This window comes from Acidovorax sp. JG5, assembly GCF_017939685.1.
In the GTDB taxonomy this organism is placed as follows: Bacteria; Pseudomonadota; Gammaproteobacteria; order Burkholderiales; family Burkholderiaceae_C; genus Acidovorax.
In genome coordinates, this window is the sequence record NZ_JAGKSE010000023.1 from 24096 (window position 1) to 45789 (window position 21694).

At 63.8% G+C, this 21694-nt stretch carries 15 protein-coding genes and 1 tRNA gene; 7 read left to right on the forward strand and 9 right to left on the reverse strand.

Annotated elements, in window-relative coordinates; genetic code table 11:
• Window positions 1–21 precede the first annotated feature (21 nt).
• Window positions 22–1026, forward strand: coding sequence for a P1 family peptidase (locus J8G26_RS16315; protein WP_210570198.1), 1005 nt, complete (start codon window positions 22–24; stop codon window positions 1024–1026).
• A gap of 53 nt (window positions 1027–1079) precedes the next feature.
• Entirely contained in the window at window positions 1080–2402 is a 1323-nt protein-coding gene (locus tag J8G26_RS16320; protein ID WP_210570200.1) for a TAXI family TRAP transporter solute-binding subunit, read from the forward strand.
• Window positions 2403–2473: 71 nt separating this feature from the next.
• Here J8G26_RS16320 and J8G26_RS16325 read toward each other — a convergent pair whose 3' ends face one another.
• Both J8G26_RS16325 and ettA read right to left on the reverse strand, forming a co-directional pair.
• Window positions 2474–4663 carry a DUF1631 family protein gene (locus tag J8G26_RS16325; RefSeq protein WP_210570202.1) on the reverse strand — a complete coding sequence of 730 codons (2190 nt, stop codon included), beginning with the start codon at window positions 4661–4663 and terminating at the stop codon, window positions 2474–2476.
• Between the two features lie 60 nt (window positions 4664–4723).
• Window positions 4724–6385, reverse strand: a complete 1662-nt coding sequence (gene ettA, locus J8G26_RS16330; RefSeq protein WP_087745059.1) for an energy-dependent translational throttle protein EttA — start codon at window positions 6383–6385, stop codon at window positions 4724–4726.
• 243 nt (window positions 6386–6628) lie between these two features.
• Here ettA and J8G26_RS16335 point away from each other — a divergent pair, with 243 nt between their 5' ends.
• Window positions 6629–8389: a DEAD/DEAH box helicase gene (locus J8G26_RS16335; RefSeq protein WP_210570204.1), complete on the forward strand. Its 1761-nt coding sequence runs from the start codon at window positions 6629–6631 to the stop codon at window positions 8387–8389.
• Window positions 8390–8675: 286 nt separating this feature from the next.
• Entirely contained in the window at window positions 8676–10535 is a 1860-nt protein-coding gene (locus J8G26_RS16340) for a M14 family metallocarboxypeptidase (RefSeq protein WP_210570206.1), read from the forward strand.
• A 109-nt stretch (window positions 10536–10644) separates the two neighbouring features.
• Here J8G26_RS16340 and ybaL read toward each other — a convergent pair whose 3' ends face one another.
• Complete coding sequence (gene ybaL / locus J8G26_RS16345) at window positions 10645–12378, reverse strand: YbaL family putative K(+) efflux transporter (protein WP_210570207.1); 1734 nt, start codon at window positions 12376–12378, stop codon at window positions 10645–10647.
• 160 nt (window positions 12379–12538) lie between these two features.
• Between ybaL and J8G26_RS16350 the strand changes: the two genes are divergently transcribed.
• Window positions 12539–12615 (forward strand) — tRNA-Arg (locus J8G26_RS16350).
• An 85-nt stretch (window positions 12616–12700) separates the two neighbouring features.
• Here the strand turns inward: J8G26_RS16350 and J8G26_RS16355 are convergent.
• From J8G26_RS16355 to J8G26_RS16375, 5 genes are all read right to left on the reverse strand, one after another.
• Window positions 12701–14428 (reverse strand): restriction endonuclease subunit S, encoded by a 1728-nt coding sequence (locus tag J8G26_RS16355; RefSeq protein ID WP_210570209.1) that lies wholly within the window; start codon window positions 14426–14428, stop codon window positions 12701–12703.
• A gap of 162 nt (window positions 14429–14590) precedes the next feature.
• Window positions 14591–14989: a type II toxin-antitoxin system MqsA family antitoxin gene (locus tag J8G26_RS16360; RefSeq protein ID WP_087745049.1), complete on the reverse strand. Its 399-nt coding sequence runs from the start codon at window positions 14987–14989 to the stop codon at window positions 14591–14593.
• 1 nt (window position 14990) lies between these two features.
• Window positions 14991–15293, reverse strand: coding sequence for a type II toxin-antitoxin system MqsR family toxin (locus J8G26_RS16365; RefSeq protein ID WP_210570211.1), 303 nt, complete (start codon window positions 15291–15293; stop codon window positions 14991–14993).
• A 24-nt stretch (window positions 15294–15317) separates the two neighbouring features.
• On the reverse strand, window positions 15318–16778 hold the full coding sequence (locus tag J8G26_RS16370; RefSeq protein ID WP_210570213.1) for a class I SAM-dependent DNA methyltransferase: 1461 nt from the start codon (window positions 16776–16778) through the stop codon (window positions 15318–15320).
• A gap of 89 nt (window positions 16779–16867) precedes the next feature.
• Window positions 16868–19327, reverse strand: a complete 2460-nt coding sequence (locus J8G26_RS16375) for a DEAD/DEAH box helicase family protein (protein ID WP_210570215.1) — start codon at window positions 19325–19327, stop codon at window positions 16868–16870.
• A 216-nt stretch (window positions 19328–19543) separates the two neighbouring features.
• Here J8G26_RS16375 and J8G26_RS16380 point away from each other — a divergent pair, with 216 nt between their 5' ends.
• Both J8G26_RS16380 and J8G26_RS16385 read left to right on the forward strand, forming a co-directional pair.
• A complete protein-coding gene (locus J8G26_RS16380) occupies window positions 19544–20596 on the forward strand; it encodes an extracellular solute-binding protein (protein WP_087748230.1) in 1053 nt (350 codons plus the stop codon).
• Between the two features lie 139 nt (window positions 20597–20735).
• Window positions 20736–21494: a 3-hydroxyacyl-CoA dehydrogenase gene (locus J8G26_RS16385; protein ID WP_087745041.1), complete on the forward strand. Its 759-nt coding sequence runs from the start codon at window positions 20736–20738 to the stop codon at window positions 21492–21494.
• 18 nt (window positions 21495–21512) lie between these two features.
• Here J8G26_RS16385 and J8G26_RS16390 read toward each other — a convergent pair.
• Window positions 21513–21694, reverse strand: a 182-nt coding sequence (locus J8G26_RS16390; protein WP_210570217.1) for a hypothetical protein, incomplete at its 5' end; no start/stop codon positions are given.

The following is a 21694-nucleotide window of genomic DNA, read 5'->3' on the forward strand; positions in this document are numbered from 1 at the left end:
CGGGCACCATAATCACCGGCCATGAACGCACGCCTTCCCGCCAGCGACGCTGGCAGCATCACCCGCGTGGCCGGCATCGAGGTAGGCCACTTCACCGACACGCGCCGCCCCACGGGCTGCACCGTGGTCATGGCGCGCGAAGGTGCCGTGGGCGGCGTCGATGTGCGCGGCGCAGCGCCCGGAACGCGCGAGACAGATCTGCTCGACCCGTGCAATCTGGTCGAAAAGGTGCACGCCATCATGCTGGCCGGCGGCAGCGCCTGGGGGCTGGACGCCGCCACCGGCGCCGTGCGCTGGCTGGAGGAACGCGGCGTGGGTTTTGACGTGGCGGTGGGCCGCCTGCCCATCGTGCCCGCCGCCGTGCTGTTTGACCTGCTGGTGGGCGACATGCGCATCCGCCCCGACGCCGCTGCGGGCTATGCCGCTTGCGCTGCCGCATCCACCGCAGACCCGGCCGAGGGCAATGTGGGCGCCGGCACCGGTGCCGCCGTCGGCAAGGTTTTTGGCATGCAGCGGGCCATGAAGGGCGGCGTGGGCACCGCGTCGATCACCGTGGGTGGCGTCACCGTGGGTGCCCTCATCGCCTGCAACGCCCTGGGCGATGTGCTCGACCCCGACACCGCCCAGCTGATTGCCGGCGCCCGCACCACAGACGGCCTGCATCTGCTCGACACCCGCCGCGCCCTGCTGCGCGGCGAGCCTCCACAACCCTTGCTGGCCGGCACCAACACCACCATCGGCGTGGTGGCCACCGATGCGGTCATCACCAAGGTGCAGGCCCATCGGCTGGCCGTGGCCGCCCATGACGGGCTGGCGCGCAGCATCAACCCGGTGCACACCCTGTCCGATGGCGACACACTGTTCACCTTGGGCACCGGCGTTTCGGGCCAACACCTTGGCATGCTGGTGCTGGCCACCATGGCGGCCGAAGCCACGGCCATTGCCACGGCTCGCGCCGTGCGCGCCGCACAGGGCCTGACCACAGCAGACGGACTGCACCTGCCCTGCGCAGCTGATCTGGCCTGAGAGGCTGAGAGGCTGACTGACTCGCACCCTCGGTGCCATTGACCACAAGACCCATGCCCCAGGCTTTTCGCAACACCCTGCTCACCCTGCGCGACCTCATCGTCTCTGCCGGCCCGCTGGCCTTTCTGGCCCTGGCTCTGGTGGTGGCCGCCTACTGGTGGCTGAACCCCAACCCGCCCAACCAGGTGACGCTGGCCACCGGCCCCGCGCAAAACGCCTACGAAGAGTTTGGCAAGCGCTACCAGAAAGCCCTGGCCGCCGACGGCATTGAGGTGGTGCTGCTGCCCAGCGAGGGCTCGTCGGCCAACCTGCAGCTGCTGCGCGATGGCAAGGCCGACCTGGCCTTTGTGCAGGGCGGAACGGCTGAGTTGCAGCCAGACGACCGCGAGCAGCTGGTGTCGCTGGGCAGCCTGTTTGTCGAACCGGTGTGGCTGTTCTATCGCGCCGATTCCGCCCTGAAGATCCACCGCAGCGGGCGGCTCGACAGCCTGCGCCAGCTGCGCGGCCTGCGCGTGAACGTGGGCTCGGAAGGCAGTGGCGTGCCCACCCTGATGGACCGATTGCTCGATGCGAACCGCGTGGAAAAGGGGCAGGTGAAACTGTCGCGGCTGGAGCAAACGCCCGCCACCATGGCTTTTCTGGCGGGCAAGCTCGATGCGCTGGTGTTTGCGTCGGCGCCCGAATCGCTCATGGTGCAGATGCTGCTGCAGACGCCCGGCGTGCACCTCATGGACTTTGCCCAGCACGAGGCCTATGGCCGCAAGTTTCCGTTTCTCACCCCCGTGACACTGCCCCGTGGGGTGGTGGATCTGGCGGGCAATGTGCCCGCGCACGATGTGCGGCTGGTGGCATCCACTACGTCGCTGCTGGCCCGCGAGGGCACGCACCCCGCGCTGCTGACGCTGTTTGCCCAGAATGCGCAAACGCTGCATGGTGGCGCGGGCTGGTTCAACCGGGCGCGCGAGTTTCCCAGCACCCGGCACAGCGAACTACCCATGGCCAAGGAGGGCGAGCGCGCCATCAACGAACCGGTGCCGCTGCTGCAGCGCTACCTGCCGTTCTGGATTGCCAACCTGATCGAGCGCATGTGGCTGGTGCTGGGTATCTTGCTGGCGGTGATGCTGCCGCTGTCGCGGGTGGTGCCACCGATCTACCAGTTCAGGGTGCGCTCACGCGTGTTCCGCTGGTACGGGCGTCTGCGCGAAATCGAAAACGATCTCGAATCGGGCAAGGCCCTGCCGCAAGACCTGCTGGTGGCGCTCGACACGCTGGAGGCCCATGTCGAAAAAGTGAGCGTGCCGCTGTCGTATGCCGACGAGTTGTATGCGCTGCGCAACCACATCCATCTGGTGCGCCGAAAACTCTTGCGCACCTGAGGGAGCACCTGCCGCAAGGCAGACGGCATTCCTGCCTGGACTTGACCTGGACTTGACCTGGGCTGGTCTGTTCAGCGGGTTTGGCCAGGCCTTTTTGCCTGCAGCGTTGCCACCTTTGCATCCGGGGTGCGGGCCGCCTGTGATGCACCGGGTAGAACACGCAGAGAGCCCTCGGATGCCAGCTTGTCGCGCATGCGCCGCGTCATGGACTGGGTGCTGCCGTCGGCCGCGGTGAACAAAAACAGGGTTCCGCGCGGGCTGGCCCAGGTCAGCTGGGTGCGCACTGCACGGCGGTTGGTGATCAGCTCCACCCAGACACCCACCACAAATTCGGCATAAAGGCTGTCGTCCACAGGCACTGCAAGCGCGCTATCGGGGGGCTCGGTTGCAGCCACCGCCGCTACCGGCAGTTCGTCCGTGGGTGGGGCTTCGTGAGATGCGGGCTCAGGCTCGATCTCGGATGGTGGTTCTGGTTGCACAACCACCGGGGCCTGGGCCGGCTTTTCGAAAGCTGCCTGGTGCAGCCCCACGAGCCGCTGCATGAAGCTGCTGGCCTGGGTGGGTGGGTGCTGGATCGTCTTGAGCCCTGCGCGCACCTTGGCCAAAATGCCGGGGATGGCCTTGGTGAGGCGGTCTGGTTCGGCGCGCGTCAATACGGGCTGCGCGCTCCACAGCAGCAGGGGCACGAGTGCCAGATACCCGCCAGGATCGCCCTCGCTACCGTTCAGGCCCTCGGGCTGCGTCACCTGGGCCAGCGCCACCACATCGGCCCACGGGCCGGTAACGAAGTCCAGGATGTCTGCGGGCACCTGTTCCAGATCCGGCAACTTGCGAATGTCGGCCGCGATCTTATCGGCCAGCATTTCACGCTGCTCGGTCTGCAGCAGAATTTTTGCCTTGCCATCGTGTTGCGACTTGGTCCTTTGCTCCTGCGAGTCCCAGGCCGCCTGCAGCGCCTTGAGCACCGTGTCAAAAGGCCCGGCATCGTGAATATTCGTGGCAGCCAGATGCCCAACCGCCTCGTTCAGCAACCGCATGAACTGGTCAAAGCCCTCTGCACTCTCCGTCTTGAACGCGAGACTGCGCTGGGTCAGTTCGTCCAGCAGCTTCCTGGCCGGATGCGCCTCATCGGTGAAAAAGCGCCCGTCATGCCGCACCAGCTGCTTGATTGCCGGCTCCAGGTTTTGCACCGCGCGCTGAACCGGAGCAAGCAGGCGCCGGTCCTGCGCAATGTTGTCCATCATGCGGCCCACCACTTCCATGGCGACCACCGGCGAATACGCCGGGTCATCCACCGGCCCCACATAGGGAGCCGCATACACGACCGGCGCCACGCCGGGGTCGTGCCAGCCTGAACCGCCGGCCAGCATCTGGCGCAGGATACCCACGGTCAACAAGGCTTCCTCGGCCGCCGAGGAAATGGGCGCCTGCAGCGAATCGCCTTGCCAACCTGCAAAACCGTCCACACCCCGGCCGCCATAGGCTGCCGGGGCGCCGTGCGCGCTGACGGGTGCACCCAAGGAGTGCCCGCCGTAACCGGTCGAGTAGCCCCCGCTATAGCCGTTGCTCGGATTGAGCGCACCGGAGCCGCTGCGACCGCCGGAGGGCATGCCAAGCACGGCATATCCCACCGGTTCGATGCCATGCTCGCGAAGATTGGCGGCAGCACTTTTGTATTCGGTGACCAGCAACTGGCCCAGCACTTCGCGCATGTGCTGCATCCAAAGTTGCCGCACGGGTGGCTCCACCCCGGTCTCGGCCACCACCCTCAGCAAGGCGCGGATGTAGTTTTCCGGGCGCAAGGGGTTGCGTTCGGGCTGAACACTGCGCAATCCCTGGGCGGAGCTGACCAGGGTGTTGAGTTCCGCCAGCACCGCGTCGGTGGCATGGGCTGCCAATTGCTGGGCCCGCGACAGTTCCACCTGGTCCTGCATCTCGGTTTCGTCCATGAGCGAAAGCTCGCCGAAATCCATGCCCGTGTCAGTCACCGTGCGATCGCCCGATTTGGACGGCCCTTGGGCAAAAATTTCCAGCAAGGCCATGGGGTAAGCCTTGACCAGCGATGGCTCGTGTTGCTTGAGCAACCGCCAGGCGTCGCCAACCAGAGAGCGCTGTTGAATGTCGCGGGTGAAAGACTCCGCCCTCTCCAACGCGCCCTTGGCGACCTGCACCAGCTGCCCCATCAGGGCTTCGCCCCCGCGCACCGCGTGGACAACGCAGGCACGGAAGACCGTTCTCGATTGGTGCGCAGTGACAGACATGCAGGAAGGAGGAAAGAAAGGTTTCCGGTGGCAAAGCAAGTTGACCGGAAACCCTCAGACTTACTTCAGTGCCTTGAAACGCATGCGCTTGGGCTTGGCGCCCTCTTCGCCCAGGCGTCGCTTCTTGTCAGCCTCGTACTCTTGGTAGTTGCCGTCAAAGAACGTCCACTGGCTATCGCCCTCGGCGGCCAGGATGTGAGTGGCAATGCGGTCGAGGAACCAGCGATCGTGGCTGATGACCAGCACCGTGCCGGCATATTCCAGCAACGCATCTTCCAGGGCGCGCAGGGTTTCCACGTCCAGGTCGTTGGAGGGCTCGTCAAGCAGCAGCACGTTGCCGCCGGAGATCAGCGTCTTGGCCAGGTGCAGGCGCCCGCGCTCGCCGCCCGAGAGCATGCCCACCTTCTTTTGCTGGTCGCCACCGTTGAAGTTGAAGCGGCCCGCATAGGCGCGGCTGGCCATGGTGAACTTGCCAATGTTGATCATGTCCAGACCGCCGGAGATGTCTTCCCACACGGTCTTGTCATCCGACAGCGCATCGCGGTGCTGGTCCACAAAAGCCATCTTCACGGTCGAGCCAATGACGACTTCGCCGTTGTCGGGCTTTTCCTTGCCGGCGATCAGCTTGAACAGCGTGGACTTACCGGCGCCGTTCGGGCCGATGATGCCGACGATGGCGCCGGCCGGCACGTTCATGGTCAGGTTGTCGATCAGCACACGGTCGCCGAACGACTTGGTGACGTTCTTGAACTCGATCACCTGGGTCCCCAGGCGGTCGGCCACAGGAATGAAGATTTCGTTCGTCTCGTTGCGCCGCTGGTATTCGAAATCGGACAGTTCCTCGAACCGCGCCAGACGGGCCTTGCTCTTGGCCTGGCGGGCCTTGGGGTTCTGGCGCGACCATTCCAGCTCCTTCTTCAGGGCCTTGGCGCGCGATTCCTCGCCCTTTTGCTCGGATTCGAGGCGGGCCTGCTTCTGGGTCAGCCAGTCGCTGTAATTGCCTTTGTACGGAATGCCATGGCCCCGGTCGAGTTCCAGAATCCACTCGGCCGCGTTGTCCAGAAAGTAGCGGTCGTGGGTGATGGCCACCACGGTGCCGGGATAGCGCTGCAAAAACTGCTCCAGCCAGTCCACCGATTCGGCGTCCAGGTGGTTGGTGGGCTCGTCAAGCAGCAGCATGTCGGGCTTGGACAGCAGCAGGCGGCACAGCGCCACGCGGCGCTTTTCGCCCCCCGACAGCACACCGACCTTGGCGTCCCAGGCAGGCAGGCGCAGCGCGTCGGCGGCGATTTCCAGCTGGTGCTCGGAGTCGGTGCCGGCGGTGGCAATGATGGCTTCCAGGCGGGCCTGCTCGGCCGCCAGTGCGTCGAAATCGGCGTCTGCGTCGGCATAGGCGGCATACACCTCTTCGAGCTTGGCCTTGGCAGCGAACACCTCGCCCATGGCTTCCTCGACGCTTTCACGCACCGTGTGGTCCGGGTTGAGTTGCGGCTCCTGGGGCAGGTAGCCAATTTTGATGCCCGGCATGGCGATGGCCTCGCCTTCGATCTCCTTGTCCACGCCCGCCATGATCTTGAGCAAAGTGGACTTGCCAGAGCCATTGACCCCCAGCACGCCAATCTTGGCGCCGGGGAAGAAGCTCAGGGAAATGTCTTTCAAGATCTGCCGTTTGGGCGGCACGGTCTTGCTGACACGGTTCATGGAAAATACGTATTGGGCCATTCGTTGTCTAACCTGCAAAAGTGGGCAGAAATTCTGCGTACAAACCGCGATTATCGGGCCATGCGACAATACGCGGCGTTGCGGGCTCCAGTTGCCCGCCACATCAGCAGTCTGCTGGGGACGAAGGAAGCGCATCTTCCGGGCTCCCACCCTTGAACCTCATCTGCCTAAGACTGGCTCGGCAACCCACCGGTTGCCACGACAGGCCGATACCCAGCGCCCCGGACGGGTGCATCCATTGACATGAAATTTGAAGAACTGAATCTGGCTCCTGCCATTTTGAAGGCTGTGCTCGAACAAGGCTACGAGACCCCCACGCCCATCCAGGCACAGGCCATTCCGGCCGTACTGGCGGGCCACGACCTTCTGGCCGGCGCCCAGACCGGCACCGGCAAGACCGCCGCGTTCACCCTGCCCATGCTGCACCGCCTGTCGCAAGGCACGGCGCCCAAGAACAAGTTTGGCGGCAAGGGCATCCGCGCCCTGGTGCTGACCCCCACCCGCGAACTCGCGGCCCAGGTGGAAGAGTCGGTCCGCGAATACGGCAAATACCTCGATATCAACTCCACCGTCGTCTTCGGCGGTGTGGGCATGAACCCGCAAATCGACCGCATCAAGCGCGGCGTGGACATTCTGGTGGCCACCCCCGGCCGACTGCTTGACCTGCAGCAGCAGGGTTTCCTGGACCTGTCCACCGTGCAGGTGCTGGTGCTCGACGAAGCCGACCGCATGCTGGACATGGGCTTCATCCACGACGTCAAGAAGGTGCTGGCCCTGGTGCCCAAGGACAAGCAGAGCCTGCTGTTCTCGGCCACCTTCAGCGACGAAATCCGCGAGCTGGCCAACACCCTGCTCAAGAGCCCGCAAAGCATCCAGGTCACGCCCAGCAACACCACGGTGCAGCGCATCACGCAGGTGATCCACCCCGTGGGCCGCGGCAAGAAAAAGCAGGTGCTGCTGCACATCATCCAGCAGCACAACTGGAGCCAGGTGCTGGTGTTCACGCGCACCAAGTTTGGCGCCAACAACGTGGCCGAGTTTCTGACCAAGAACGGCGTCAACGCCATGGCCCTGCATGGCAACAAGAGCCAGAGCGCCCGCACGCAGGCCCTGGCCGGCTTCAAGAGCGGTGACATCCGCGCCCTGGTCGCCACCGACATCGCGGCGCGCGGCATCGACATTGACGAGCTGCCGCACGTCGTCAACTACGAAATCCCCAACGTGTCAGAAGACTACGTGCACCGCATCGGCCGCACGGGCCGCGCGGGCAACAGCGGTGAAGCCGTCAGCCTGGTCTGCATGGACGAGGAAGGCTTCATGATGGACATCGAGCGCTTCACCAAGCAGCAGATTCCCGTGCAGGTCATCGAAGGCTTTGGCCCCGACGCCGGCGAAAAGGCCGAGCCCATCGCCATGGGCCGCCAGACCATCTGGGGCGGCGCAGGCAAACCGCCAAGCCGCGATGTCATGCAGGCTGCGGCCAAGGCGGCGCGCAGCGAGATGATGGAACGCATCCGCACCAACAAGGCCGGCCAGGGTGGCGGCGGCGGTGGCGGCGACCGCGGCCCACGCCAGGGTGGTAACGGTGGCGGCGGCAATGCCCCCCGCTCCGGCCGTGGTGGCGGTGGTGGCCAGGGCGGCGGCGCCCGTGGCGGTGCCCAAGCGCCGGCACGCGGCCGCGCCCGCCCCGCCGGTGGCGGCGGTTATGAAGGCGGCGGCAACCGCTACGACGACGCACAACCGCCCCGCCCCAACGCCCACCTGGGCACGCATATGGGCCACAGCAACCCGGGACAGCGCAACGCGGGCCATTCGGCCGGCGGCCAGCCTGACCCGATGCGCACCAGCGTGGACAGCATGGCCGGCAGCGGCCGCCGTGGCGGTGGTGGTTACCGGGGCAACTCGGGCGGCGGTGGCGGCTATGGCGGTGGCACGGGTGGCGCTGGCGGCCGGGGCGGCGGGTCTCGCGGGCCCGGTGGCAATCGCGGCTCTTTCGGCCGCTGAGCGCGCTCCCGTCACGCCCAGCCATAGCCTGCATGCAGCGGGGCGCCACGCGCCTGCTGCCATGCAGCAAGGACGACCGGTGTGCAGGCGCTGTCCGATCCGTGCCCACGATCCTGGTGCAGTATCTGACGCTATGCGGCACACAAAACCGCGCTTTTGGGCGCGTGGCGTTGCAAATTCGCTGAGAGCCCCCCAGCCAGGGTGGCGCGGTGTACGCTGACACACCCGCTGTAAGACTCGCAGTTAACATCGCGCCAGTCCTACCGGCTCTCAGGCAATGCACACCATGACCCAGCGCCCCGCTCTATCCATTTCAGCCACCGCCCACGCCGCGCGGTCCACGCCGTTGATTGCACGCCGCACGCCATGGCGCAGTTCTTTGGCCCTTTTGGCCGTGCTGCTGTCCGCCTGTGCCAGCACGCCACTGCCGCCCTGGCCCGGCACGCCCGCCACGACACGCGCCCGTGCGCCGGATTCCGTGCCGCGTGTGCAGCGTGGCACCGTGGTGCCGCCGCCGCTGGGGCAGCCGCGCGAGAACGTGGTGGTCACGCCATTGCAGCCCAGCGCGCCCGCGCTGGCTGCCGCAGACGCTGCGTCGGCCGCGCCCTATGGCCCTGCCGTGGCCGCGCGGTTTGCCGAACCTGCCACCCAATACAGCACGCCCGGGCTTGCCCCCGAGCGGCGCAGCTTCACCACCAACGCCGAAGTGGGGCAGTGGCTGCGCGAAGTGGCCAGCGCCACGCCACGGGGGTCAACAACGGCCAGCGTTCTCAGTCTTGGCACGTCGCAGCACGGCGAGCCCATTCTGGGCCTGCTCCTGACCCACGCCAAAGGCACCGATGTCGCCAGCCTGGAGGCCAATGGCCGCTCCACCGTGGTGCTCATCGGCCAGCAGCACGGCGACGAGCCCGCAAGCAGCGAAGCCCTGCTGGTGGTTGCCCGGGAACTCGCACAGGGCCTGCTGGAGCCCCTGCTCGATCGCCTCAACGTGGTGGTGATCCCCCGGGCCAACCCCGATGGCGCGGCCAGCGGCAATCGCACCACGGCCAACGGCGTGGACATGAACCGCGACCACCTGCTGCTGCAAACCCCCGAAGCCCGGGCACTGGCGCGCGTGGTGCGCGATTACCGCCCCATCGTGGTCCTGGATGCGCACGAATTCACCGCCGCCGGGCGCTACCTGCAAAAGTTCAATGCCATCCAGCGCTATGACGCCCTGCTGCAATACACCACCACGGCCAACTACCCCGAATTTTTGACCAAAGCCTCGCTGGAGTGGTTTCACCAGCCCATGCTCGGTGCGCTGCAGTCCCAGGGCCTGTCGAGCGACTGGTACTACACCACCTCCACCCAGCCGGACGACAGGCGCATCTCCATGGGCGGCGCGCAGCCCGACACTGGGCGCAACGTCAATGGCCTGAAAAACAGCGTCAGCCTGCTGGTTGAAACCCGGGGCGTGGGCCTGGGGCGCATGCACATCCAGCGCCGCGTGCACACCCAGGTCACCGCCATCACCAGCGCCCTGCGCAGCACCGCAGAGCGTGCCGCCAACCTGGAACAAGTGCGATCATTCGTGGTGCGCGACACCGCCTCCAAGGCCTGCAAAGGCCAGGTGGTGGTGGAAGCGCAGGCCACGCCCACGCAGCGCGAGCTGACCATGCTCGACCCCGAAACCGGCGCCGACCGCACCCTGAAGGTGGACTGGAATTCATCGCTCACCCTGCAGCCCGTGAAAACACGCGCCCGGCCTTGCGGCTACTGGCTGGCGGCCAGCGCCACCATGGCGGTCGAGCGGCTGCAACTGCTGGGTGTGCAGGTGCTGCGCATCGCCGAACCCGGTGGTGTGCTGGCCGACACCTACAGCGAAACCGCCCGCGAAACCACCGAACGCGCCGATGTGCGCGGCACCGTCGCGGGCAGCGACGGCACCATTCGCATCCAGGTAACCCCCGTGCGCCGCGCCATCGACGTGCCCGCCGGCAGCTTCTATGTGCCGCTGAACCAGGGCCTGGCCAACCTGGCCGTGGCGGCCCTGGAGCCCGACACCCAAAGCAGCTTCTTCGCCAACCGCCTGATCGACGACCTGGCCAGCACGGCCCGCGTCATGACGGTGCCTTCACTGGTTTTTGAAGACAGCGACGAATAAGGGTGTTGAAACGCCGCGCTCTGGCAGACAGCAACCACATCAAAAAAGATAGCATCTAGCGCTTAATACACAAGCGCTACAGGCCAATTTTGCTATAAATCCAGCCAAGTCAAGCCGATTCATGCAGCGCCCCCGGCGCCGTTGCACTGAATCCCCGGGCAACCGCGCGGGCCAGTACATGGCCTGCCATGGCCTGGGCCAGGGCTTCGTCGCCCAGAAACACCGTGCTGCCGCATTCTTTTTCGAGCCGGTGCGCCTCTTCTTCGCCGTGGCTGCGCACCACGGTCTCGATGGTGGGGTTGAGCATGCGCGCCGTGGCAATGATCTGCTGCACATTCAGCGTGTCGGGCGTGGCAATCACCAGCATGTAGGCGCGAGCGATGTGGGCCTGGATCAACACCGCAGGGTCTACCGCGTCGCCAAACACGGCCGCCATGCCCTGTGCGCGCAGCTTTTCCACCAGTTCACGGTTTTGCTCGGCCACCACCAGCGGAATATCGTGCGCGGCCAGCGCGCTGGCCACGCGCCGCCCCACGCGGCCATAGCCCACCAGCACCACCTGGCGCGCCAGATAGCGCTCGTCCGTGCTGGTGGGCAACTCGGCCAGCGGGTCGTCGCGCTGCTCCAGCCGCCGCGCCAAGGCCGAGCGCGCCAGCAGCCATTTCTGCAAGGGCGCTATGGCCCGAAAAACCAGCGGATTGAGCGCAATCGAAATCAGCGCACCGGCCAGCACCAGGCTGGCGCCCTCGGGCGGCAACAAGCCCAGTGAGGCACCCAGCCCCACCAGGATGAAAGAAAACTCCCCAATCTGCGCCAGGCTGGCCGACACCGTCAGCGCCGTGTGCAGCGGATACCGAAACACCAGCACCAGCGCAGCCGCCGCCAGCGACTTGCCCACGATGATGATGGCCACCACCGCCAGCACCTGTAGCGGCCGCTCCCACATCACCGAAGGGTTGAACAGCATGCCCACCGACACAAAAAACAGCACGGCAAACGCATCGCGCAGCGGCAAAGACTCTTGCGCTGCGCGGTGGCTGAACTCGGACTCGCGCATCACCATGCCCGCAAAAAAGGCCCCCAGCGCAAACGACACCCCAAACAGCGCGGCCGAGCCAAACGCAATGCCCACCGCCGCCGCCACCACGCACAGCGTGAACAACTCACGCGAACCCGTGCGCGCCACCTGCCACAGCACCCACGGAAACACCCGCCGCCCCACCACCAGCATCAGCGCCACAAACCCGCCCACCTGCAGCAGCGTCCACCCCAGCGTTTGCCAGATGCTGGCCGACGTGGCTGCGGCAGCATTGCCGCCCAGCACACCCGACAGCGGCGGCAGCAACACCAGCACCAGCACCATGGCCAGGTCTTCCACCACCAGCCAGCCCACCGCGATGCGCCCGGTGTAGGTGTCGAGAATGCCCAGGGTTTCCAGCGCGCGCAGCAGCACCACCGTGCTGGCCACCGACAGCGAAATGCCAAACACCAGCGCGCCGCCCAGGTTCCAACCCCACCCCCAAGCCACCGCCATGCCCAAGGCGGTTGCCACCATGATCTGCACCACCGCGCCAGGCACGGCAATCTTGCGCACCGCCAGCAGGTCGCCCAGCGAGAAATGCAGGCCCACCCCAAACATCAGCAGCATCACGCCGATTTCGGCCAGCTGGCTGGCCATGGCGGCATCGGCCACAAAACCGGGGGTATACGGGCCAATCACCACACCCGCCAACAGGTAGCCCACCAGCGCCGGCAACCGCACACGCGTGGCCAGAAAACCCAACACCAGCGCCAGGCCCAGCGCGGACGCAATGGTGTTGATCAGGTTCAGGCTGTGCGGCATGGCTGATGGGGCGAAAGTCGCCAGCGGTGGATGGATGCATCGTTATAACTGCAATCACCGCCCCCCGGCCATGTGCGCGGCCCCGCGCATAAAGCAGGCCCCACGCCGGGTATGATTCACCCCCTCGGGGCGCTGCCCAGGCGCCCTGCACCACATCCATCTGCCCGTAGCTCAACTGGATAGAGCAATAGCCTTCTAAGCTATAGGTCGGGGGTTCGAGTCCCTCCGGGCAGGCCAAAAAATCGGCGCCGCGCTTCAGCCCGCCTCCAAACACCGCAAAACCCGCACGCTTCGTGGCGTGGCGGGTTTTATTGTTGCTGTCTCACGCCAAAGACACCTCGTGCACCAGCGCCTCGGCCAGACGGGCCTGCACGGCCTCGCGCTCGGCCAGGCGCTGGCGCAGGTCGGCGCACAGGCGGCGCAGGGCGGTGACGCGGGCGACGATGCGGGATTGTTCGGCCAAGGGAGGCACAGGAAACGCGCAATCCTTCAACTGCGTCATGTTGATGGAAGCCAGATTTGTGGTTTGCTTCGCAGATGAAGCAAAGTAGGCACGCGCAACCGCTGAATTCAAATACAACTCGGCCCATATAGGGTTCCAGACTGTAGAAATCCCTCGCGCCTTGAACACATGGTTTTGGTGCAAACATGTTTGCAGCTCGTCACGCCAGATGGCAGTGCGCCCCACTTTGTCCCAATCACCCCCCTCCGTGATGAGCAAATCGCCGTTGAGAAGCTGAAAGCGGGCCAACTCGCTCTGGTCTATAACGACCTCCTTCATGGACGATAGATTCAAGTGCCAGCGCTGAACGTTCGCCACGCGCAAATACGGCAATGAAACAGGCGAAGGGATTGCAGTCTTACGACCCAATGTCACGCCGCTGGATATCAGCACGATTTCACCCAACCTCACCCACTCCCACCCCACCGGCAACTCAAACGGCTTTTCCTCGTCGGTGATGGGCGGCAGGGGTTTGTCGCGTTTGATCTGGCCGATGGCGATGAGGCGGTCTTTTTCGGTGCACATGCGGGCCAGCAGGATGCTGGCGGGTTCGTCGGTGGGGTCTTGGGGCACGAGCAGGCCGCGCACGGCCAGTTGCAGCAGGGTTTGCTCCAGGGCGTCGATGGCTTCTGGGCGGTCCAGCAGCAGGTCAAAGTGCTGGGCCACGCGCTGCCAGTTTTCGGCCAGCTCTTCGGGCGTGGCGCTGGCGGTGAGCGTGCCCAGCAGGGTGCTGACCAGTTGGGCGTGTTGCGTGGCCTGCAGCTGGCCCTTGGCCTGTAACGCATCGCACAGGCGCATGAGTTCTTCGACGCGGGTGACGATGCGGGATTGTTCGGCGAGGGGTGGGACTGGAAAAGCGAGAGGCCGCAACTTACCAAGCGAAACGTTGGCAATGTTGGTTGTTTGGCTTGCACTGTCGATTAACGTCGAACGCGCATACGGTGTGCGCAATAAGGCCATGACAAAACGTGGCTCCAGCTGCCATGGGCGCAACACCCCAAGAAAACCGCCGAAAGTTGCCTGGGAATGCGGAATTTGCTTCACCAATGCCACTTTGCCGACCAACTCACGACTGTTCGCCATCGACATAACGATGTCATGCAATTGAAGCTTTTGGTCTTCTCGGCCAACAAACGATTCAGCGATGAACAACAGGTCATCCCATTCAATCTGCTCTTGAACGTTCGCTGTTCGCAAGCAGGCAATTCGACCAGGCGCTTCTTCTTTGGTCTTTTCATTGGCCGGAAAAGTAATTCCTCGAACTATTTCCACTACCTCGCCGAGCGGTGCCCACTCCCATGTCTGCGGCAATTCAAACGGCTTTTCCTCCTCCGCAATCTCCGCCAGCGGCTTGTCCCGCTTGGATTTCCCCTCGGCAATCAGCCGATCCTTCTCCGCCCGAATCTTCTGCAGCAGCACACCCGCCGGTTCATCGGCCGGGTCTTGCGGCACCAGCTTGCCTTGCACGGCCAGGGTCAGGATGAGTTCACGCAGACGCGCCACGCCGCCGGGGGCGGTGGCCAGTAAATCTAAATTTGATAGCAGCATGCGCTTGATCTGTATGGGCTAGAGCCCGATTTTGCATAAAAACAAACGCCAGCACCTTGCGCCGCTATTGCTGGGGGAGCAGCAGCTCGGAAAGCGACGGGGATGTTTTCAAATGAGAAACGACTGTTTTTCATTGGAAACGTGTTGTGGCCCCCCACTGCTTCAAGACCGCACTTCGGCGAGCAGTTCCGGGTGGCGGTCCAGCACTTTCAGCAGCTTGACCAGCGCCAGCGGGGGCTTGGTTTTGCCGGTTTCATAGCGCGAGAAAGCGTTGACGCCGCCGCCAAATATTTCGGCGGCTTCGCGCTGGTCGAGGGCGAGTTTTTTGCGCACCTCGGTGATGTAGCCGGGGGCGACGAAGGCCGCGTTGACCTGGCGCTGGAAAGCGCCCACCAGTTCGCTGTAGCGGTCGCCCTGCTCGCGGTCTAGCAAAACCTCGCTGCACGCGGGGCAGTAATCACCGGTGACGGCCGGAATCACCGTGGTTTCGCCTTTGTAGGTATAGGTTTCGTCACGGGTGTCATGAATCAGTTCGGCGGCGCCGCACACGGGACATTTCATGTCAGAGCTCCTTGAAGCAAACAATCAATACATCGTCAATGACGGTCAGTTTCAGATACACCGCCTGGCCCCAGGCCGTGCGTGCGCGGTACACGTCTTGCCAGATTCGGTGGCCTGCATGGGTCGTCATGCTTTTGTAAAAGTCGGCACTGGTCAGCGACATGACCACGGCGCACATGCCCGCAAGGTCGTTGATGCCCAGTTCACGCGCACCGACAAATGCGCTACCCGTGGCACGCACGGCACCGGCCTGAACCAAACCCTGAACGACGGTCAGCTTGCAATGCGGTGTGCTCTTTTCCATGAATTTTAACCTACTTGGTTATTTTCAACCCAGCGACTGCGCCAGGATGCCCTTGAGTTCGTCGCGCAGCGCCTGGGCCTCGGCCTGCAGGCGGGCGTAGTCGGCCAGCAGCACCTCGGGGTCGTGGCTGGTTTGTTCGCCGACGTGGGGGTTCTTCTGGTCGAGGTTCCAGTTGGCGGCCTTGATTTGCTCCAGATTGACCCGCCAGGCGCGCTCGTTTTCCACGCGGGCGGCAAAGCCATCGGCCTCGCTGCCCCACCAGGCTTTCTCGGCGTCGAATTCTTCGATGCGGATGGGTTTGGTCTTGTTGTAGTTTTTGACGCCCGGCGGGTACGGGTGTTCGTAGTACCAGACGTGCTGCGTGGGCTGGCCTTTAGTGAAGAACAGCAGGTTGGTTTTGATGCCGGTGTAGGGCGCAAACACGCCGTTGGGCAGGCGCACGATGGTGTGCAGGTTGCACTCTTGCAGCAGTTGCTCTTTGATGCGGCTTTTGACGCCTTCGCCAAACAGGGTGCCGTCGGGCAGCACCAGGGCGGCGCGGCCGTTGGCTTTGAGGATGTGCTTGATGAGCACCAAAAACAGGTCGGCGGTCTCTTTGGTGCGCACGTCGGCGGGGTAGCCTTGTTCGATGCCGGGCTCTTCCACGCCGCCAAAGGGCGGGTTGGTGAGCACCACGTCCACGCGGTCGGCGGCGGTGTAGTCGCGCAGGGGGCGCACCAGGGTGTTGTCGTGGCGGATGTTGCTGGGCACCTCGATGCCGTGCAGCAGCAGGTTGGTGACACACAGCATGTGGGGCATCTGCTTTTTCTCGACGCCGCGAATGCTGTTTTGCAAAACCGCCTCTTGGTCGGCGTTGCGCACCTGCTTGCGCAAATGCTCGATGGCGCAGACGAGAAAGCCGCCCGTGCCCGTGGCCGGGTCGAGCACCACCTCGCCGAGTAGCGGGTTGACCATGTCCACCATGAACTGGGTGACGGCGCGGGGGGTGTAGAACTCGCCCGCGTTGCCGGCGCTTTGCAAGTCTTTGAGGATTTTTTCGTAGAGGTCGTTGAACTGGTGGCGTTCAGACTGGCGGTTGAAGTCGATGGCGCCCAGTTTGTTGACCACCTGGCGCAGCAGGTGGCCGCTTTTCATGTAGTTGTAGGCGTCTTCAAACACGCCGCGCACGACGTAGCCGCGCGGGTTGCGCGCGGGGTCGGCGCTGAGGCTTTTGAGGGTGGCAAAGAGCTGGTTATCGACAAAATCGAGCAGTGCATCGCCGGTGATGCCTTCGGGGTTGGCGGCCCAGGCACGCCAGCGCATGGCCTCGGGGATGGGGCTTTGGTAGTGGTCGCGCGTGAGTTCGAGCTCTTCTTCGAGCGCATCAAACACCTTCAAAAACAGCAGCCAGGTGAGTTGGCTGATGCGCTGGGCGTCGCCATCGACGCCGCTGTCCTGGCGCATGATGTCCTGGATGGATTTGATGACGGGGGTGAGGTTGGACATGGGTTGCAGACTTTGAGCAAAAATGGGCTCTAGCGCTTATGGGATAAGCGCTAGCAGCTATCAAAAACAGAGTGATTAGGCTGCCACGGTCAAGCAGCCGGGGGTGTAGCGTACAGCTCGCGCTCCAGGTTTTGTAGCGCACTCAGATATTGCGGGCGGCCGCCAAAGCTGCGCACCAGTTCCGAGGGGCTGCCCAGGTCGGAGAAGGGCTGGATCTTGAAGACGTCGTTGCTCTCGATGGTGGCGATGCCTTCGTCGGCGTATTTGTCGAGCAGCGCCTCCAGCACCTTGCGCGCCACGGGGCCGTATTGGGTGAAGACGTTGCGCTTTTGCACGCGGCGTGCGCGCTCGCGGCGGGTGAGCGGGGGCTGGTCGTAGGCGACGTGCAGCAGCAAATCGAAGGGGTCCAAGTCTTTGCCCACCTCGTCGGCCAGGGCTTCGAGCAGCACGCCCTGCCCTTCCAGTTCTTGCAGCAAGGCGGCCTTGCGGTCGGCCTGCTGCCAGGCCTGCAAAAACTGGTCGAGCGAGTCAAAGCGCTTCTTCAGGTTGATGCGGGTGTAGTCGCGCAGGCTTTCGGTGATGAGCTGGCCCTGGGCGTTGAGGTATTGCACGCGCTCTCGGGCAATCATCACGGTGACGTTGTTGCCGAGGATGTATTTTTTGGGGCCGTCCGCTGCGCCGCTGCCGCCCGCGAAGGGGCCCAGCGGGTCGTGCGCCGGGCCTTCGACAGGCTGAACGGGTTGGGATGGATCGGAGATCGCGGGCGCATCGGGCGGGGCCACGGGCTCGCCGCTGCCGGGTTCGTAGATTTGCACGGGCTCGCCGTCAAAGTCTTTGTCGGCAAACAGCTCGGTGGCGCGCTTGAAGTCGAGGATGGTGAACCAGGTTTTGCCCAGGTCTTCGCGCAGGCGGGTGCCACGGCCAATGATCTGCTTGAACAAGGTCATCGACTTGATGCCCTGGTCGAGCACGATGAGCTTGCAGGTTTGCGCATCGACCCCGGTGCTCATGAGCTTGGAGGTGGTGGCGATGACGGGGTAGGTTTTTTCGGGGTCGATGAAGTTGTCGAGCTCCAGCTTGCCTTCGGTGTTGTCGCCGGTGATTTGCACCACGTATTTGGGCTGGGTGGCGCACAGGTCGGCGTTGGCGTTGCTCAGGGCCTGGCGCATGCGGGCGGCATGGTCGATGTCTTCGCAAAACACGATGGTCTTGGCGTAGCGGTCGGTGGCCTTCAAATATTCGGTGATCTTGGCGGCCACGGCCATGTCGCGCTGCTCCAGCACGAGCTTGCGGTTCATGTCGGCGCCGGTGTAGATGCGGTCTTCGATGGCGTGGCCGTGTTTGTCGGTCATGCCCGCCGTGGGGCGCCAGCCGAAGGTGTCTTTGTCCAGATCGACGCGGATGACCTTGTAGGGGGCCAGGTAGCCGTCTTCAATGCCTTGCTTCAAGCTGTAGGTATAGACGGGTTCACCAAAGTAATCAGTATTGGAAACGTCCTTGGTTTCCTTGGGCGTGGCGGTCAGGCCGATTTGCGTGGCGCTGGCAAAGTAGGTGAGGATGTCGCGCCAGGCAGAGTCTTCGGCGGCGCTGCCTCGGTGGCATTCGTCCACCACGATGAGGTCGAAAAAGTCGGGGCTGAACTGCTTGTAGATGTTGCGCTCTTCCTCGGTGCCGGTGACGGCCTGGTAGAGCGAGAGGTAAATCTCGTAGCTTTTGTCCACCAGTTTGGTGGTTTTGTTGACGGCGAGCTGAACGTCTTCAACCGACACGGTGCCCTGCGCATCGACGCGTTCCACGCCCTTGGCATGGGGACTGAGCTTGGCCATGGCGCCCTTGAAGGGGCGAAAGTCGTTGACCATGGTCTGGTCGATGAGGATGTTGCGGTCGGCCAGGAACAGGATGCGCTTTTTGGCGCCGCTCTTCCACAGGCGCCAGATGATCTGGAAGGCGGTGTAAGTTTTGCCCGTGCCGGTGGCCATGACCAGCAACACGCGGTTTTGGCCTGCGGCAATGGCTTCGACCGCGCGGTTGACGGCGTTGAGCTGGTAGTAGCGCGGGGTTTTGTTGGGGGCGTAGTCAAAACCGGCGACGCGGCTTTGCTCGGCAGTCCAGCCTTTCCAGGCGCAGTAGCGGCGCCACAGCTCTTGCGGCGAGGGGAATTCTTCGAGGCTGAGGTTTTGCTCCAGCACGCCGGTGGCCAGGGTGGCATCGCGGAACACAAAGCCGTCGCCGTTGCTGGCAAAGCTGAATGGCACATCCAGCAACTGGGCGTATTGCAGGGCCTGCCCCATGCCGGCACCAATGGCGTGCTTGTTGTCTTTGGCTTCAACGACAGCCAGCGGAATGTTGGCCTTGTAGAACAGCGCGTAGTCGGCGCGCAGCACCGTGCTCTTGTCGCGATAGGCCTTGCTGCCGCGCACCACGACACGCCCGGCGCGCAAGGGGTATTCACGGAAGATCTGGTCCTGACCGCTCCATCCCGCGTCCACCATGGCGGGCCGGATGAATTTGTCGCAGATGTCGCTTTCGGAGAGGTTTGTCTTGTCCATTCGGCAGTGCGCACTCACCTCGGGCAAGCAAGGAAGGCGTTGAGTTGTTACCGGATACTACCGCCACCGCGTGGCAACCCGAAGACCCGTAGCCTGCGCATCCACGGGGGCCAGGCCTGCTCCGGCTAGGTATGCACTGACTCGGAGCATGGATTATTGCGAATAATTCGCGTTTGCCTTAACATCCATCGTTTCCAACCTCCAGAGATGTATTCCATGTCGAAGACCGTCAAAGCCCTGCTCACCGCCTGTGCCCTGGCTGCTGCAGCGGGTGCCGCCATCGCCCAGGAACAGGTGGTCAACCTTTACTCGGCGCGCCACTATTCCACCGATGAAGCCCTGTACACCGGCTTTACCAAGGCCACCGGCATCAAGATCAACCGGGTGGACGCGGACGATGCGGGCATTCTGGCGCGGCTGAAAGCAGAAGGCTCGGCATCGCCCGCAGATGTGATCCTGCTGGTGGATGCAGCCCGGCTTTACCGGGGAGAAATGGACGGCCTGTTCCAACCAATCCGCTCCAAGGTGCTCGAAGACGCCATTCCCGCCAACTTGCGCAGCCTGCCGGCCGCCGATGGCGGCATCTCGTGGTTTGGCCTGTCCACCCGTGCGCGACTGATTGTGTTCAACAAGGTCAGGGTTCAAAAAAGCGATGTGGATACCTATGAAGAACTGGCCGATCCCAAGAACAAGGGCAAGCTGTGCATTCGATCGGGTTCGCACCCTTACAACCTGAGCCTGTTTGGCGCCGTGACAGAACACCTTGGCGAACAGAAGGCCGAGGCCTGGCTCAAGGGCATGGTGGCCAACCTGGCCCGCGCGCCCAAGGGCGGCGACACCGACCAGATCAAGGCCGTGGCTTCTGGTGAGTGCGACATTGCCGTCACCAACAGCTATTACCTGGCGCGCATGATGCGCTCCAACAAGCCCGAAGATGTGGCCGTGGTCAACAAGGTGGGCGTGGTGTTTCCTAACCAGCAGTCCTGGGGCACGCACATGAACATTGCCGGCGGCGCCGTGGCCCGCCATGCCAAGAACCAGGCCAACGCCGTGAAGTTTCTTGAATACCTGGCCAGCGCCGATGCGCAAAATTATTTTGCCAATGGCAACAATGAATGGCCTGCAGCCAAAGGGCTGAACATCGAAAATCCGGCGCTCAAGGCCATGACGCAGGGCCAGCCTTTCAAGAGCGAAACCATTCCGATCAGCGCGGTGGGTGCCAACATCACCAAGGTGCAGCAAATGCTGGACCGCGTGGGTTTTCAATAAACCAGCCCCTGCGAACACCCCCTTTTGAGGGGCATTCGAATCCTGCCCGGCACTGCCCGGGCATTTTTTTGCCCGTCGGGGCGTGAATCCTTCGGTGATAATTGACGTGAACGTCAACGTCACTCACTGGAGACAGAACATGGAAATCAAGGGCAAGGTATTCATCGTGACCGGCGGCGCGTCGGGCTTGGGCGAAGGCACGGCGCGCATGCTGGCCGCGCAGGGCGGCACTGTGGTCATTGCCGACATGCAGGCAGAAAAAGGCGAGGCCGTGGCCCAGGAAATTGGCGGCGCCTTCGTGAAGTGCGATGTGAGCAACGAGGCCGACGGCCAGGCCGTGGTAGCCAAGGCGGTATCGCTGGGCAAGCTGATGGGCCTGGTGAACTGCGCTGGCATCGCCCCCGCCGAGAAAACCGTTGGCAAGAACGGCGCGCATGCGCTGGCCGTGTTCAGCAAGACCATCACGGTCAACCTGATTGGCAGCTTCAACATGATCCGCCTGGCCGCTGAGGCCATGTGCAAGAACGAACCCGAGGCCACCGGCGAGCGCGGTGTGTTGATTTCCACCGCCAGCGTGGCGGCCTATGACGGCCAGATTGGCCAGGCCGCTTATTCCGCCTCCAAGGGCGGCGTGGTGGGCATGACACTGCCCATCGCCCGCGACTTGGCCAGGAGCGGCATCCGCAACATGACCATCGCCCCCGGCATCTTCGGCACGCCCATGCTGTTTGGCATGCCGCAGGAAGTGCAGGACGCGCTGGCCGCTGGCGTGCCCTTCCCCAGCCGCCTGGGCACGCCGCAGGACTATGCCAAGCTGGTGCAGCACATCTTTGAAAACGACATGCTCAACGGCGAGGTAATTCGTCTGGATGGTGCCATTCGTCTGGCTCCTCGCTGAACACAAATGCTACTGTATTTATAGCTGCCAGCGCTTACCCATAAAGCGCTGCAAGCGTATTTGGTTCAAATCCTGGAGCTGCAAAGGCTGCGGGATCTTTGTTGAACAAATTGCCCATAAAAAAAACCGCTGCAGCCTTGCGACTGCAGCGGTTTTGATCTGGCGGAGTGGACGGGACTCGAACCCGCGACCCCCGGCGT